Annotated in this window: 14 protein-coding genes; 8 read left to right on the forward strand and 6 right to left on the reverse strand. The window is 73.4% G+C overall.

From position 1 onward, the window contains the following. Positions 1-42: 42 nt before the first annotated feature. Positions 43-1,515, forward strand: coding sequence for an MFS transporter (locus MSA03_RS02725; RefSeq protein ID WP_147049552.1), 1,473 nt, complete (start codon positions 43-45; stop codon positions 1,513-1,515). Here MSA03_RS02725 and MSA03_RS02730 read toward each other — a convergent pair. Both MSA03_RS02730 and MSA03_RS02735 read right to left on the reverse strand, forming a co-directional pair. Next, positions 1,506-2,216: an SDR family NAD(P)-dependent oxidoreductase gene (locus tag MSA03_RS02730; protein WP_051526301.1), complete on the reverse strand. Its 711-nt coding sequence runs from the start codon at positions 2,214-2,216 to the stop codon at positions 1,506-1,508. The genes MSA03_RS02725 and MSA03_RS02730 overlap by 10 nt on opposite strands. After that, on the reverse strand, positions 2,209-3,630 hold the full coding sequence (locus MSA03_RS02735) for a DUF6421 family protein (RefSeq protein WP_147049553.1): 1,422 nt from the start codon (positions 3,628-3,630) through the stop codon (positions 2,209-2,211). Before MSA03_RS02735 ends, MSA03_RS02730 begins: the two co-directional genes overlap by 8 nt. Positions 3,631-3,777: 147 nt before the next feature. On the opposite strand from MSA03_RS02735, the gene MSA03_RS02740 reads away from it, so the two are divergent. The 5 genes from MSA03_RS02740 (at position 3,778) to MSA03_RS02760 (ending at position 8,420) form a co-directional block, all read left to right on the forward strand. After that, positions 3,778-4,221, forward strand: a complete 444-nt coding sequence (locus MSA03_RS02740) for an Lrp/AsnC family transcriptional regulator (RefSeq protein ID WP_051526342.1) — start codon at positions 3,778-3,780, stop codon at positions 4,219-4,221. 71 nt (positions 4,222-4,292) lie between these two features. After that, positions 4,293-5,450 carry a sensor histidine kinase gene (locus MSA03_RS02745; protein WP_147049554.1) on the forward strand — a complete coding sequence of 386 codons (1,158 nt, stop codon included), beginning with the start codon at positions 4,293-4,295 and terminating at the stop codon, positions 5,448-5,450. Further along, complete coding sequence (locus tag MSA03_RS02750) at positions 5,447-6,106, forward strand: response regulator (RefSeq protein ID WP_147049555.1); 660 nt, start codon at positions 5,447-5,449, stop codon at positions 6,104-6,106. Before MSA03_RS02745 ends, MSA03_RS02750 begins: the two co-directional genes overlap by 4 nt. Positions 6,107-6,204: 98 nt before the next feature. Beyond that, positions 6,205-6,969 carry an ABC transporter ATP-binding protein gene (locus MSA03_RS02755; protein WP_147049556.1) on the forward strand — a complete coding sequence of 255 codons (765 nt, stop codon included), beginning with the start codon at positions 6,205-6,207 and terminating at the stop codon, positions 6,967-6,969. Between the two features lie 32 nt (positions 6,970-7,001). Then, positions 7,002-8,420: an FtsX-like permease family protein gene (locus tag MSA03_RS02760; RefSeq protein ID WP_231478702.1), complete on the forward strand. Its 1,419-nt coding sequence runs from the start codon at positions 7,002-7,004 to the stop codon at positions 8,418-8,420. Between the two features lie 29 nt (positions 8,421-8,449). Here the strand turns inward: MSA03_RS02760 and MSA03_RS02765 are convergent, their stop codons facing one another. Next, positions 8,450-8,974 carry a hypothetical protein gene (locus MSA03_RS02765; protein ID WP_028496558.1) on the reverse strand — a complete coding sequence of 175 codons (525 nt, stop codon included), beginning with the start codon at positions 8,972-8,974 and terminating at the stop codon, positions 8,450-8,452. Between the two features lie 93 nt (positions 8,975-9,067). Between MSA03_RS02765 and MSA03_RS02770 the strand changes: the two genes are divergently transcribed. Both MSA03_RS02770 and MSA03_RS02775 read left to right on the forward strand, forming a co-directional pair. Further along, positions 9,068-11,539, forward strand: a complete 2,472-nt coding sequence (locus tag MSA03_RS02770) for a glycoside hydrolase family 3 protein (protein ID WP_147049557.1) — start codon at positions 9,068-9,070, stop codon at positions 11,537-11,539. Continuing rightward, positions 11,536-12,177, forward strand: a complete 642-nt coding sequence (locus MSA03_RS02775; RefSeq protein ID WP_028496556.1) for a 2-phosphosulfolactate phosphatase — start codon at positions 11,536-11,538, stop codon at positions 12,175-12,177. Before MSA03_RS02770 ends, MSA03_RS02775 begins: the two co-directional genes overlap by 4 nt. 16 nt (positions 12,178-12,193) lie before the next feature. Here the strand turns inward: MSA03_RS02775 and MSA03_RS02780 are convergent, their stop codons facing one another. The 3 genes from MSA03_RS02780 to MSA03_RS02790 form a co-directional block, all read right to left on the reverse strand. After that, complete coding sequence (locus MSA03_RS02780; protein WP_147049558.1) at positions 12,194-12,682, reverse strand: SprT-like domain-containing protein; 489 nt, start codon at positions 12,680-12,682, stop codon at positions 12,194-12,196. A gap of 29 nt (positions 12,683-12,711) precedes the next feature. Beyond that, positions 12,712-13,239, reverse strand: coding sequence for a hypothetical protein (locus MSA03_RS02785; protein WP_028496554.1), 528 nt, complete (start codon positions 13,237-13,239; stop codon positions 12,712-12,714). Between the two features lie 107 nt (positions 13,240-13,346). Further along, the gene (locus MSA03_RS02790; RefSeq protein ID WP_147049559.1) at positions 13,347-14,210 is read right to left on the reverse strand and encodes a spermidine synthase; all 864 of its coding nucleotides are present in this window, start codon (positions 14,208-14,210) and stop codon (positions 13,347-13,349) included. Positions 14,211-14,225 lie beyond the last annotated feature (15 nt).

Here is a 14,225-nt window from a genome sequence, read left to right on the forward strand (position 1 = left end):
TCCCCCCTCGCCGATGTCGGTGCCGGCGCGTACCCTCGCGGTATGTCCGACGATCTCCGTCCCGACATCGATCCCGCCGCCGCGGCCGACGCGACCGCCGGCGCCTCGCGCCTGGCCCCGCCCGGGGGTGAGCGGACGTTCCTGCACGTCCTGGTCAACACGGCCGCCGCCAACGTCACGACCAGCTTCCTGTGGTTCGCGCTGACGTTCTGGGTCTACATCGAGACCGAGTCGGTCCTCGCGACCGGCATCATCGGCGGGGCGTACATGCTCCTCCTCGCGATCTTCGGCATGGTCTTCGGCACCCTCGTCGACCGGCACCGGAAGCACCGGGTCATGGTGGTCTCCGCCCTCGCGACGCTCGCGGCGTTCCTGATCGCCGGCGCCCTGTACCTCGCCCAGCCCGAGTCGGCGCTGCTCGACCTCGGCGGCCCGTGGTTCTGGCTGTTCTCGGGCATCATCCTCGCCGGTGCCGTCGTCGAGAACCTCCGGAACATCGCGCTGTCGACCACGGTGACGCTGCTGATCCCCGTCGAACGGCATGCCAATGCGAACGGCCTCGTCGGCACGGTCCAGGGTCTCGCGTTCCTCGTGACGAGCGTCTTCTCCGGCTTGTCGATCGGGCTCCTCGGCATGGGGTGGACGCTCGTCATCGCCATCGTCATGACGGCGCTGGCGCTGCTGCACCTGCTCACGATCCGCGTCCCCGAGGACCAGCCGGAGCGGGACGGGACGGCGAAGGCCGTCGACGTGCGCGGGGCCGCCCTCGCGATCCGCGCCGTGCCGGGACTGTTCGCGCTGATCATCTTCTCGACGTTCAACAACCTCATCGGCGGCGTCTACATGGCGCTCATGGACCCGTACGGGCTGACGCTGTTCCCCGTCGAGTGGTGGGGCGTCGTCCTCGCCATCGGATCGACCGGCTTCCTCGTCGGCGGCGGCATCATCGCCGCCAAGGGCCTCGGCCGGAACCCCATCCGCACCCTCCTCGTCGTCGTCATCGCCATGGGCGCCCTGGGCGCGCTCTTCACGATCCGCGAATGGGGCTGGCTCTACGCGGTCGGGATCTGGATGTACATGGCACTCGTGCCGGCGGCCGAGGCCGCCGAGCAGACCGTCATCCAGAAGGTCGTGCCGTTCGAGAAGCAGGGCCGGGTGTTCGGCGCGGCGACCGCGCTGGAGGTCTCCGCGGCGCCCATCACGTCGTTCCTGATCGCGCCGATCGCGCAGTTCTGGGTCATCCCGTACATGCGCAGCGACGCCGGGTCCGACGCCTGGGGCTGGCTCCTCGGCGAGGGCGAAGCCCGCGGCATCGCCCTCGTGTTCCTCTTCGCCGGCCTGATCATGATCGTCTTCGGCGCGCTGGCGTTCCTCACGAGGTCCTACCGCGTGCTCTCCGCGGAGTACGCCGAGGCGCCGGGATCCGCGCCGGCCGGCGGGGAGACCGGCCCGCCGGCGTCGTCCCGCGAAGCGATGGGCGGCGTCGCCGGCGGCGGTGGTGGCGGTCAGTCCTGACCGAGCGTGCGGATCGTGTCGTTGACGCTCGCGGCATCCGCGTCCCACAGCGCGGCGAAGCGTTCGGCGAGGTCGTCCTCGAGACCGGCGAGCGCCTTCGCGCGGAAGACGACGGCGGCCGCCCGCAGGGGAGCCTGCTCGTCGCGTGCGGCCTTGGCGAACCCCTGCGCGACGGCCCGCGTCCACGCCTCGGAGGCGGCCTTGACCGCGGCGTAGTTGGCGCCGCCCGCGAGGGGACGCGCCACGGCGGTGGACGAGACGATCGCGAGGCGTGCCGCATCCGAGGCCCGCAGGTCGGCGTCGAAGGCGCGTGTGACGTGGCGGAGCGCGGTGAGCCCGCGCTCGAGGAACCGGTAGTCCTCGTCGCTCTGGCCGGCCAGGCCCCCGCCGCCGCGCCAGCCGCCGACCAGGTGCAGGATGCCGTCGGCCCGAACGCCGTCCGCCCGCAGCCGCTCCGCCAGCCCCGCGACCTCCCCCTCGTCGTCGAGGTCGCACCGCTCCACGCACACCGGCGGCGCGAGGTCGCCGGCGGCGCTCGCCGCCCCCAGGGCGAGCGCCGCCAGCTTCTCCGGGTCGCGGCCGACCGCGATCACCCGCGCCCCGGCCCCCGCCAGGACGCGGCATGCGGCCGCTCCGCTCGTGCTCGTGGCCCCCGCCACCAGCACGGTCCGCCCCGCGACACCGCGGGGGGAGTCAGGCATCCGTTCCCCGGATGCCCGCGGTCGATTCGATGATCGGCCGCATCTTCTTCTCCAGCGCCTCGAAGAACATCGACAGCGGGAACTCGTCGTCCAGCACTGCGTCGGTGTACCCCTTCGGAGCTCCCGTGAGCACCTCATCCGGGAGGCCGCGCGCCCACGCCGAGGCGGGGTGCGGGGTGAGGGTGGCGCGGACGAGGTCGTACGCCGCGAGCCAGTGCGCGACCTTCGGCCGGTCGATCGACTCCCAGTAGAGGGCATCGATCTCGTCGGCGAGTGCGACGACGGCGGCCGGGACCTCGTCCCAGTCGAAGGCGAGCGCCGTGTCGGTCCAGTGCAGCACGCCGCGCCGGTGCAGCCAGGCGAACAGCAGCTGACCGCCGACGGCGTCGTAGTTGCGCACGCGTGCGCCCGTGATGGCGAAGCGGAAGATCCGGTCGAAGATCACGGCGTACTGCACGAGACCCGCGTGCTCGAGCATCTCGCGCTCGGTCGCCGTCGGGTCCTCGCGCGCGGCGAGGCGCTGCTCGATCGCGACGCACTCCCGGAACGCCGTCAGATCGCAGCGCAGCTCCTCCAGCGAGTACAGGAAGTACGGCATCCGCTGCTTGATCATGAACGGGTCGAACGGCAGGTCGCCGCGCATGTGCGTGCGGTCGTGGATGAGGTCCCACATCACGAACGTCTTCTCCGCGAGCGTCTGATCCTCCAGCATCCGCGCGGCGCCGGCCGGCAGGTCGAGCTTCGTGATCCCGGACGCCGCGCGCACGACGCGGCGGTAGCGGGCGGCCTCGCGGTCCTGGAAGATCGCCCCCCACGTGAACGTCGGGATCTCGCGCATCGCGACCGTCTCCGGGAAGAGCACGGCCGAGTTGGTGTCGTACCCGGGCGTGAAGTCGATGAGCCGCAGCGAGACGAACAGGCGGTTCGTGTACTCCGTCTCGAGCCGGGCGATGAACTCCGGCCAGATGACCTCGACGAGCACCGCCTCCACGAACCGGTTCCGCGACCCGTTCTGCGTGTACATCGGGAACACGACGAGATGCGGCAGGCCGTCGATGCGGTGCTCCTGCGGCTGGAACGCCGAGAGGGAGTCGAGGAAGTCGGGCACACCGAAATCGCCCTCCGCCCAGCGGTCGAAGTCGCGCACCGACGCGGCGAGATAGGCGGCGTCGTGCGGGACGTGCGGGGCGAGTTCGTCGATCGCGCCGGTGATGTCGGCGACGAGCCGCCGCGCGGCGGGACGATCGACGGGGTCGGCGACCGAGCCGTCCTGCGCCTGCAGGGCCTGCAGCGCGGTGGCGGCGGACTTCAGCGACAGCCACGCGGGGTGGCCGGCGAGGGAACGGGCGTCCTCGACGACCTCGGGCTCGCCGATGACGGCCTGCTCCGTTGCGGGGGCGTGGCTGATGGTCATGAGTCCTCCGTTCGTCGCTCGCGGTTCCCGAGATTCTACGGGACTTCTTCCGCCGGAGAAATCCGCAGACAGGAAGATTTCCGGTAACCTGGCCCGGTGAGCACCCCGGACCAGCCCCACGCCGAGACGGGGCACCTCGACGACGAGATCGACGTCCAGATCGTGCGGGAGGTCTCGCGCGACGGGCGGGCGACGCTCGCGCATCTCTCGGCCGCCGTGGGGCTGTCGGTCTCCGCCGTGCAGACCCGACTGCGCCGCCTGGAGGCGCGGGGCGCCATCCGCGGCTACCGCGCCGTCGTCGACCCGGACGCCGTGGGCCGCCCGCTCGCCGCCTTCATCGAGATCACGCCCCTCGACCCTGCCCAGCCCGACAACGCGCCGGAGATGCTCGAGCACCTCGACGCCATCGAGGCGTGCCACTCGATCGCCGGCGCCGCCAGCTACATGCTGTTCGTGCGGGTGGCCGCCCCGCGGGACCTCGAGGTCCTGATCCGCGACATCCGCCAGGCGGCATCCGTGAGCACCCGCACGACCGTCGTGCTGCAGACCTTCTTCGAGAACCGCCCCATCGAGCCGGCCCTCACCCGCTGAGCGCGCACACGGGTCCGGGATACATCTCCCGGCGGATGCCGGCGGGCCCGGCGCTCGCGTAGCGTCGAGGCGTGCTCCGCCCGATCCGCAGATACCAGCTCGTCGTCGACCTCGCCCTCGCGGGCCTGTTCGCCGTCGTCGCGCTGCCCATCGAGCTGCGCGTCGACCCGTCCCTCTCGTTCAACGGACTCGGGACGACCCTGGTCGTCGTCGCCATGTCCGGGGCGCTCGCGGTGCGCCGGCTGTCGCCCGGACTGGCGCTCGGCATCGCGTGGGCGGGTGCCGTGATCCAGATGGCCTTCGGCCGCACGCCGGGCTACGTCGACCTCGCGATCTTCGCCGTCCTCTACGTCACGGCGGCCTACGGGTCCCGGCGGGTGTTCTGGGCGGGCTTCGCGTCGGTCATCGTCGGCGCGGCCGTCATCACGCTGTACGTCTTCCTCCCGGTCTTCGGCGGCGGCGGGTTCAGCCTGTCCTCCGTCACGACGGCCTTCGCGGTGCTCATCGCCGCACTGTTCGGCCTCGGCCTGGCCTGGACGATCGGCGCACTCGTCCGGACCGGCGTGCGTGCCCGCGAGACGCGGCGCGCGCAGGAGCGCGCCGAGACCGCCGCCGCGACCGAGGCCGAACGCACCCGCATCGCCCGTGACATGCACGACGTCGTCGCGCACTCCCTCGCCGTCGTCATCGCCCAGGCCGACGGCGCCCGGTATGCCGCGGCCGCCGACCCGAACGCCGCGACGGCCGCGCTGGGGACGATCTCGGCCACCGCCCGCGCCGCCCTCTCGGACGTGCGGATGCTGCTCACGCAGCTGCGGCACAGCCAGGCCGACGGCCCCCAGCCGACCCTCGCCGACCTCGAGCAGCTGTACGCGCACGTCCGGGGCGCGGGCGTCGACCTGCGCGTCGACGTCGACCCCGCGCCGCGCGCCGACCCGCCGGCATCCGTGCAGCTCGCCGTCTACCGCATCCTGCAGGAGGCCCTCACCAACGCGCTGCGCCACGGCGGCGACGGCCCCGTCGAGGTGTCGCTGGCATGGCATCCTGACCGGGTGGAACTCCGCGCCGTCAACCCCGCCGCAGCGGCCCGCGCCGATGATCAGCCGCGCGGGCACGGCCTCATCGGTATGCGCGAACGCGCGCAGCTCGTCGGGGGCACCTTCGACGCCGGCATCGACGGCGCCGCCTTCATCGTCCGGGCGACCCTGCCGATCGGAACCGCCGCGTGAGCGCCCCCATCCGCGTCGTCCTCGTCGACGACCAGGCGCTGTTCCGGGCGGGCATCCGCATGGTCATCGACTCCCAGCCCGACCTGGTGGTCGTGGGGGAGGCGGGCGACGGCGCCGAGGCCCTGCGCGTCGTGCGCGCGACGCGCCCCGATGTCGTCCTCATGGACATCCGGATGCCGGTCATGGACGGCCTCGCCGCGACGGCCGAGCTGCTGCAGGACGCCTCGTTCGGCGACAGTCCGCCGCGCATCGTCATGCTGACGACGTTCGACCTGGATGAGGCGGCAGCCCGGGCGATCCGGCAGGGGGCGAGCGGATTCCTGCTCAAGGACGCCGACCCCGAGTTCCTCCTCGCCGCGATCCGGACGGTGCACGCCGGCTCGGCGGTGATCGCCGCCGCCGCGACCCGCGAGCTGTTCGCCCAGTTCCCGCAGTCCGCGGCCGCACCGGTCCCCGCCAGCTTCGCGACACTCACCGACCGCGAGCGCGAGATCTTCGCGCTCGCCGCCCGGGGGCTCTCGAACGCGGAGATCGCGGCGAGGGAGTTCCTGTCCGAGGCGACCGTCAAGACGCACATCAGCCGCATCCTCACGAAGCTCGCGCTCCGCGACCGCGTGCAGCTCGTCGTCTTCGCGTTCGAGCACGGGCTCGCCTGACCGCGACCGGTGACGGCCCCGGGATCATCCTTCCGATGTACGCCCGCGCGACTGCGGGCGGACGCGCCCGCACCCGGTGTCTTCGTAGCGTCGGAGACATGGAGATCACATCGACCGACCTGGGCCTGGCTGCCCGGGTGCAGCAGCTGACCAAGACCTACGGGACGGGCGAGTCCGCCGTCCGCGCCCTCGACGGCGTGACCGTCGGCATCCGCCGCGGCGAGTTCACCGCGATCATGGGGCCCTCCGGCTCCGGCAAATCCACCCTCATGCACATCATGGCGGGCCTGGACGCGCCCACCGGGGGCCGCGCGTGGATCGGGGACACCGACATCACCGGCCTCTCCGACCTCGAGCTGACGATCCTGCGCCGACGCCGCGTCGGGTTCGTGTTCCAGTCGTTCAACCTCGTCCCGACCCTCGACGCGCTCGGCAACATCCTGCTGCCCTTCGCCCTCGACGGCCGGGAGCCCAGCGCCCTCGAGCGCTCGCGCATCGACGGTCTCATCGCCTCGCTCGGCCTCGGCCCTCGCCTGACGCACCGCCCGCACGAGCTCTCCGGCGGCCAGCAGCAGCGGGTGGCGATCGCGCGGGCGCTCGCGACCGCGCCCGACCTCGTCTTCGCCGACGAGCCGACGGGGAACCTCGACTCCCGCTCGGGCCGCGAGGTGCTCGCGCTGCTCGCCGCCGCGAGCCGCGAGCACGGCCAGTCCATCGCGATGGTGACGCACGACCCGGTCGCCGCCGCGTACGCGGACCGCGTCCTCTTCCTCGGCGACGGGCGCATCGTCGCCGACAAGACCGCCCAGACCGCCGAGGCGATCTCGGCTCACATGCTCGCCGCCGAAGAGGTGCCCGCGTGACCGCCGTCACCGTCGCGGCGCCGAGCCGGCGGATGCCGGCGGCCGTGCCGGTCTGGCTGCGGGAACGCGGCATGGGCGCCACCGTCCTCGTGGCGGCGATCTCCGCCGCGTTCGGCGTGCTGCTCATCAGCGTCACGGGCTTCCTCGGCGCCTGGCTGAAAGCCGACCCGTACATCGGCGGGGGCGAGACGGTGGCCGTCGTCGTCGGCATCCTGAGCGCCCTGCTCGTCGGTGTCGCCGTGTACGTCGCCGCGATCGTCACGGCGAACACCTTCGCGACGATCGTCGCCGGCCGCACGCGCCGCATCGCCCTCCTCCGCCTCATCGGCGCGTCCGCCCGGTCCCAGCGCGCTGAGATCGCCCGGCAGGGGCTCGTGGTCGGCGCGATCGGCGGACTCGTCGGCCTCCTCGGCGGCACGTTCGCGGCGTGGGGGCTGCTCGCGATCGGCTCGCGGCTCCTGGGCATCGAGGTCGCCTACACCGTCGTGCAGCCGCTCCTCCTGATCCCCGCGGCGATCGTCGCGCTCACCACGTGGGCCGCCGCCTGGGCGGGCTCGCGCCGCGTCCTGTCGGTGACACCGCTGCAGGCGCTCTCCGGCTCCGTCGAGCGCACGCACGAGGAGGTCTCCGCGACCCGCGGTCGCACCGTCGTCGCGATCGCGCTCTTCGCCGTCGGTGCCGCGCTGCTGGCGCTCGGCATCGTGGTCGGCATGATCAGCCCGTTCGGCGTGATCGTCGCGTTCTTCGGCGGCCTCGCGTCCTTCACGGGACTCACGCTCGGCGCCGTCCTCGTCATGCCTCCGCTGCTGCGCCTGACCGGCCGCCTCTTCGGCCGGTCCGTCCCCGCGCGACTGGCCGCGGAGAACGCCCTCCGCTACCCGGAGCGCTCGAGCCGCATGGCCATCGGCGTCGTCATGGGCGTCGCCCTCGTGACGATGTTCGCCGTCGCGAACGAGTCGGTGAAGATCGTCGTGGCGGCCTCCGGCGGCGGTGCGCTGCCCGCCGACCTCGGGCAGCTCCTCGACACGTTCGCCGCTGTCATGATGGGGCTCGTCGCGGTCTCCGCCGTCATCGCGGCCGTCGGCCTCGTCAACCTCCTGACGATCGGGATCGTGCAGCGCCGTCGTGAGCTCGGCCTGCTCCGCGCGCTCGGGCTCACGTCCGCGCAGGTGCGGCGGGTCGTGCTGTTCGAGGCCGCGCACGTGACGGTCACGGCGCTCGTCTTCGGGCTGGCGCTGGGCGTCGCGTACGGGTGGGCGGCGGCGCAGTCGCTGTTCGGGTCGATCCCGATCCCGCCGGACTGGGCGTCGCCGACGTTCGTCCCGCCGGGGATGCCGTGGGTCCCGTTGCTCGTCGTCGTCGTGGCGACGGCCGTGCTCACGCTCGTGGCCGCCGTCACGCCGACGCGCCTCGCGACGCGCGCCGCACCGGTGGAGGCGCTGGCCGAGTGATCTGATCGGGCGGGGCGGGGATGCTGCGGTCAGGCCGCGGCATCCCCGTCGCCGTGCGCGGCGGGCTCGGGGTCGTGCGCCCAGGACGGCGCCACCTGCCGCAGCCGCGCGCCGCGCCACTGCCACGTCGCCCACAGCACGGGCCAGAGCGGCAGCGCCGCGGCACCGCCGACGACGAGCCGGTCGCGCCACAGAGTCTTGGTCGGGTCGCCCGGGGCCGGGGAGACGGCCATCTGGTGGTCCCAGACATCCAGCGCGGCCAGCGGTCCGGTGAGCGGGATGCCGCTGTCCCGCAGGATCCGGACGGGGCCGCGCGCGTCCTCCGTGTAGCGCTCGCTCACGTGGATGAGCTGCCGGCCGACCGGGATGGCGCCGGCGAACGTCAGCTGCACGGGCACGTCGGCGCCGACCGTCATCGACGTCGCCGGGTGCGCCTCGAGCGGCTGCATGCCCAGCAGGGGTGCGTACAGCTCGGCGACGGCCCGGGGGGAGTGCAGCGCCCGCCACGCGGCATCCGCGTCGCAGTCGAGGACGAGCTTCAGAAGGATCCGCATGGTCCAGTGTCGCATCACGCCGAATCCGTCTAGAGTGAGAGATCGGATGGGAGCGCTCCCATGACGACCGCCACGACACACCCTTGGACACCGATGCCCCTCTCTCCCGCCATTGAATCCGGTGACCGCTCGCACGCTGTGACGCCGGTCGAATCCGTCGCGCAGATCTCCACGCTGCTCGAGGACACCGATCCCACCCTCGACCCCGCCCTCGCCGAGGTCGCGCGGCAGGCGGCCGCCGACGGTCTCGTGCTGCTGCACAACGACGGCACGCTGCCGCTGGCGGGGCGCCCCGTCGCCGTCTTCGGGCGCGTGCAGATCGACTGGTTCGCCGTCGGCTACGGGTCGGGCGGCGACGTGAAGGTGCCGTACGTCTGGAACCTCCTCTCCGGCCTGCGCGACGCGGGCGTGGCGGTGGATGCCGCGACCGCCGAGCTGTACACCGCCTGGTGCGCCGCCCACCGTCCTGCCTTCGAGGGCACGTGGGGGCAGTGGCCCCACCACTTCCCGGAGATGCCGCTGGACCCGGCCGTCGCCGCGGCGGCCGCCGAGCGCGCCGACACGGCGGTCGTCGTGATCGGGCGTGCCGCCGGTGAGGCGCGGGAGAGCGTCCGGGCTCCCGGCAGCTTCCACCTCACGGGCGACGAGCGCGCCATGCTGGACGCCGTCACGGCATCCTTCCCGCACACCGTCGTGGTGCTCGACGCCGGCAACGTCATGGACCTCTCGTGGATCGCGGACTACGGCGACCGCATCGGCGCGGTCCTGTACGCCTGGCAGGGCGGCATGGAGGGCGGGCGCGCGGTGGCCGCCGTGCTCGCCGGGGAGGTCTCGCCGAGCGGCAAGCTGACCGACACGATCGCGTGGTCCTACGAGGATTACCCGAGCGCCGCGAACTTCGGCGACCCAGACGCCAACGAGTACGCCGAGGACATCTTCGTCGGCTACCGCTGGTTCGAGACCTTCGCGCCCGAGCGCGTGCAGTACCCCTTCGGGCACGGCCTCGGCTACACGACCTTCGACGTCACGGTCGCCGAGACGACCGTGGACGAGGCCGGCCTCCGGCTCGCCGTCGACGTCCGCAACACCGGCGCCGCGCACAGCGGGCGCGAGGTCGTGCAGGTCTACGTCGCCGCGCCGGACGGGCGCCTCGGGCAGCCCGCACGCCGCCTCGCGGCGTTCGCGAAGACCGGCGAGCTGGCCCCCGGCGCCGCCGAGCGGCTCGAGCTCGCGGTCCGCCTCGACGACCTCGCCTCCTACGACGACTCGGGAGCCACGGGACATCGCAGCGCGTGGGTGCTCGAGGCCGGCCACTACCGCTTCCTCGTCGGCACCGACGTGCGCTCGGCGGCGCCGGCGGCCGTCGTGACGATCGATGAGCTCCGCGTCGTCCGCCAGGTGTCCGAGGCCGCGGCGCCCTCGCCGTCGGCCCCGTTCCGCCGGATGACGCTGGCCCGCGACGAGGACGGCCGCGCCGTCGTGGCGTGGCAGGACGCGCCGACCGCGACCGTCGCACGTGCCGAGCGCATCACCGCGGGCCTTCCCGCCGAGACGCCGATGACGGGGGACCGCGGCATCACACTGGACGCCGTCGCCGCCGGCGCCGCGAGCCTGGACGAGTTCGTCGCGCAGCTGAGCGCCGAGGAGCTCGCCCTCCTGGCCCGCGGCGACGTGACGATGCACAGTGCGCTGGGCGCCGCCGGGAACGCCGGCGTCCTCGGCGGGGTGTCCCCCTCGCTGCGCGCGAAGGGCGTGGCGCCGGTCACCACGACCGACGGACCCAGCGGCATCCGCCTCTCCGCCTACGCGTCGCTCCTGCCGTCCGGCACCGCCCTGGCATCCACGTGGGACACGGCGCTCGTCCGTCGGCTCACGGCGCTGCACGGCGAGGAGATGATCCGCAAGGGCTCCGACGTCCTGCTGAGCCCGGGCATGAACATCCATCGCGACCCGCTCTGCGGCCGCAACTTCGAGTACTTCTCGGAAGACCCGCTGCTGACCGGCCGGATGGCGGCCGCGGTCGTCACGGGCGTCCAGTCCAACGGCGTCGCGGCCTGCCCGAAGCACTTCGCCGCGAACAACCAGGAGACCAACCGCACGCGCAACGACTCCCGCGTCTCGGAGCGGGCGCTGCGCGAGATCTACCTGCGCGGGTTCGAGATCTGCGTCCGCGAAGCCGAGCCGCTTGCGCTCATGACCTCGTACAACCAGGTCAACGGGGTGTGGTCGCACTATCACCACGATCTCGTCACGACGATCCTCCGCCAGGAGTGGGGGTACGCCGGCTGCGTCATCACCGACTGGTGGATGGAGGAGGCCGTGGACCCCGACTTCCCGGCGCTGGCGGACAACGCCTACCGCGTCCGCGCGCAGGTCGATGTGCTCATGCCCGGCGGAGTGAAGACCGAGGCCGGACCGGGCGACTACGCCGACGACACGATCCTCGAGTCGCTGGCGCGCCCGGACGGCCTGACGCTCGGCGAGCTGCAGCGCTCGGCGCGCAACGTGCTGCGCCTCGTGCTCGCGCTCAAGCCGGTCATCGACGCCCGTAGCCTGGAGGCGTGAGCTCCCCCTTCGACCAGTCCCGCTACCAGGTCCGTCTCGACTGGGGCGTGGCCGGTTACGACCGCCTCGCTCCGGCCGACGTCACGGTCGTCGTCGACGTCCTGCGCTTCTCGTCGACCGTGATCGACCGGGTCGCGGCAGGCGAGTCGGTGGCGCTGGATGCCGACGCGCACGCCGTGTCGCTGAACGGCGCGGCGGTGGCCGCGCACGCGGCCGCGTCCGGCACCGTCGTGATGCTCGGGGCCCTGCGCAACGCCGCCGCCGTCGCGGACGCGATCCTCGCCGAGCAGCGGCGCCGCGGCGCCCGGACGAGCATCGCGCTCATCGCGGCGGGGGAGCTGGCCGGCCGTGCGGCCGGCGCGCCGCTGCGGTTCGCGGTCGAGGACCTGCTGGGGGCCGGCGCCGTCGTCGACGCGCTCGGTGCGCTCGGCCTCGACCACACGTCGCCGGAGGCGGCCGCGGCGGGCGAGGCGTTCCGCGGGCTCCGCGGTGCGGTGCGGCACCTCCTCACGGCGAGCGGCTCCGGCCAGGAGCTGATCGACCGCGGGGTGCGGGACGAGGTCGTCGCCGCGGCGACGACGGATGCCGCGACCTGCGTCCCGGTCTTCCGGGGCGGCCGGTTCACGGCGTACGCCTGAGCCCCGGACGTCGGGCTCAGCGCGGCGTCATCGCGGCGAGCCGCGTCGCGGCGGTGATCTCGCGTCGCCGCCAGCTGAACAGGTGCCGCTCGTCGAAGACCGGCGAGCACTTCGCGCACGATGTCGCCCGGGTGGCGCGGCGGTGCCGGTAGGCGGTGTGCCCGGCGGGGCAGACGCCGACCCAGGGCGCGAGCTCCGTGGCCGTCTGGCCGTGGTGCGTCACGCCGCCGGTGTACCCGATCGAGCGCGCCGTCCGCTTCCAGGCGGCGCCGTGCGCGGCCTTCGCCCCGGCGAGCGCATGCGCGACCTCATGCAGCAGTACCTGCCGGTTCTCCTCGTCGTCGAACCGGGCGGCGAGGTACCGCGACACCGTGATGCGCTTGCGGGTGTAGTCGCAGGCGCCGGCGCGGCGCTTCGCGTTGTCGAACGCGAACGACCACGACGCGTCGAGGTGCGCCGCGATGAGGGCTTCCGCCTCGCGGCGGACGACGTGCAGATCGGTCATGCCGGGACGATAGAGCGTGGGTCGGACACTCAGCTGGCGACGGATGCCGCGTGCCGACGCCGGTCGGCGGCCTCGATCGCGAGGAGCGTGGACTCCAGCTGGTCCTCCGGCGCTCCGGACTCCTGCCTCAGGAACAGCGCCCGCTTGAAGTCGGCGCGCGCGGCGCCGTAGTCGCCGGCGTCGTAGTGGACCTTGCCGCGGTGCTGGCAGGCGAACGCCGCGAGGGCCGTCCAGCCCTGCCCTTCCGCTTCCTCGGTGCACATGTTCAGCTCGTGCACGGCGGCCGCGTAGGCGCCGCGGAACTGCTGCACCGTCGCGTGCAGCACACGGGCGCGGAGGAGGTCCTTGCGGGTGCCGGCCATGCGGGCGACCCGCACCGCCTGCTCCGAGACGACGAGCGCGTCCTCGAGCTTGCCGAGGACCTTCAGCAGCCAGACGCGCTCGAGGAGCGCGGGGAGGCTCCGCTGGTCGCCGAGCTCGTCGAGACGGTCCTTGCAGCGGCGGAGATCTACCTGCTCGCGCAGGGTGTCGGGGTCGTACCCGAGGATGTAGCTCACCGTCGTCTCCCTTCGCGCGTGCCGGTTCGCGCCTCCAGTGTCACCCGAGGTCCGCCGCATCCGGCGAGGCACGCCGCGTGCCGTCGACCTCGGCGTCGGAACCGGGTTCAGCGTTCGAACACGGACGTCGCGGGCTTCGGCGACGGGGCGGCATCCGCATCCGTCATGACCCGCGCGCCGCGCGCGAACTCGTCCAGCTCGGTGCCCTGCGCGACCTTCGCCGGGTGCGGGCCGGCGGCCATGAGACGCGGCAGCCACTCGACCGGGAGGGGAGCAGGCGACGCCGCGATCACGAGGTTCCCGAACCGGCGGCCCTTGAGCGTCTGCACCTCGGCGAGCACGATGACCTCCGGCAGGACGGCGCGCACCGTCGCGACCTGGCGTCGTGCGAACGCGAGCCCGGCGCCGTCGGCGACGTTGACGAGCAGGACGCCGGCGGGGGCGAGGAGGCGCGTGAGGATGCGGTAGTACTCGACGGTCGTGAGGTGCGCGGGGGTCTGCGCCCCGGCGAAGACGTCGGAGACGACGAGGTCGGCGGCGCCGATCAGTCCCGGCGGCATCTTCTGCGCGACGGCCCGCGCGTCGCCGATGCGCATGCGCACCTGGGCGCCGCGGGGGAGCGGCAGGTTCTCCCGCACGAGGTCGGCGAGCGGCTGCTCGAGTTCCACGACCTGCTGGCGGGAGCCCGGGCGGGTGTGCTCGAGGTAGCGCGGGAGGGTGAGGGCGCCCGCGCCGAGGTGCACGGCGGTCAGCGGCTGCCCCGGCATCCCGAGCAGGTCGATGACGGCCGCCATCCGCGCGATGTACTCGAAGTGCAGGTGCGTCGGATCGTCGAGGTCGACGTGCGACTGCGGGGTCCCGTCGACGTCGAGCTCGAAGCCGCCGGCGAAGCGGCTCGGGAGGATGCGCGCGATCGTGCCGTCGGACAGGCGCCGCGACGGCCCCGCATCCTCCAGGTGTGCGCGCGCCATCCCCCCACGCTACCC

The sequence above is a fragment of the Microbacterium saccharophilum genome (genome assembly GCF_007992455.1).
Taxonomy (GTDB): Bacteria; Actinomycetota; Actinomycetes; order Actinomycetales; family Microbacteriaceae; genus Microbacterium; species Microbacterium saccharophilum.

Excerpts from the sequence above, each read along its gene's own strand:
- MSA03_RS02730 (WP_051526301.1), bottom strand. The coding sequence starts at position 2,216 with ATGCCTGACTCCCCCCGCGGTGTCGCGGGGCGGACCGTGCTGGTGGCG.
- MSA03_RS02725 (WP_147049552.1), top strand. The coding sequence starts at position 43 with ATGTCCGACGATCTCCGTCCCGACATCGATCCCGCCGCCGCGGCCGAC.
- MSA03_RS02765 (WP_028496558.1), bottom strand. The coding sequence starts at position 8,974 with ATGCGGATCCTTCTGAAGCTCGTCCTCGACTGCGACGCGGATGCCGCG.
- MSA03_RS02755 (WP_147049556.1), top strand. The coding sequence starts at position 6,205 with ATGGAGATCACATCGACCGACCTGGGCCTGGCTGCCCGGGTGCAGCAG.
- MSA03_RS02790 (WP_147049559.1), bottom strand. The coding sequence starts at position 14,210 with ATGGCGCGCGCACACCTGGAGGATGCGGGGCCGTCGCGGCGCCTGTCC.
- MSA03_RS02770 (WP_147049557.1), top strand. The coding sequence starts at position 9,068 with ATGCCCCTCTCTCCCGCCATTGAATCCGGTGACCGCTCGCACGCTGTG.
- MSA03_RS02780 (WP_147049558.1), bottom strand. The coding sequence starts at position 12,682 with ATGACCGATCTGCACGTCGTCCGCCGCGAGGCGGAAGCCCTCATCGCG.
- MSA03_RS02735 (WP_147049553.1), bottom strand. The coding sequence starts at position 3,630 with ATGACCATCAGCCACGCCCCCGCAACGGAGCAGGCCGTCATCGGCGAG.
- MSA03_RS02760 (WP_231478702.1), top strand. The coding sequence starts at position 7,002 with ATGCCGGCGGCCGTGCCGGTCTGGCTGCGGGAACGCGGCATGGGCGCC.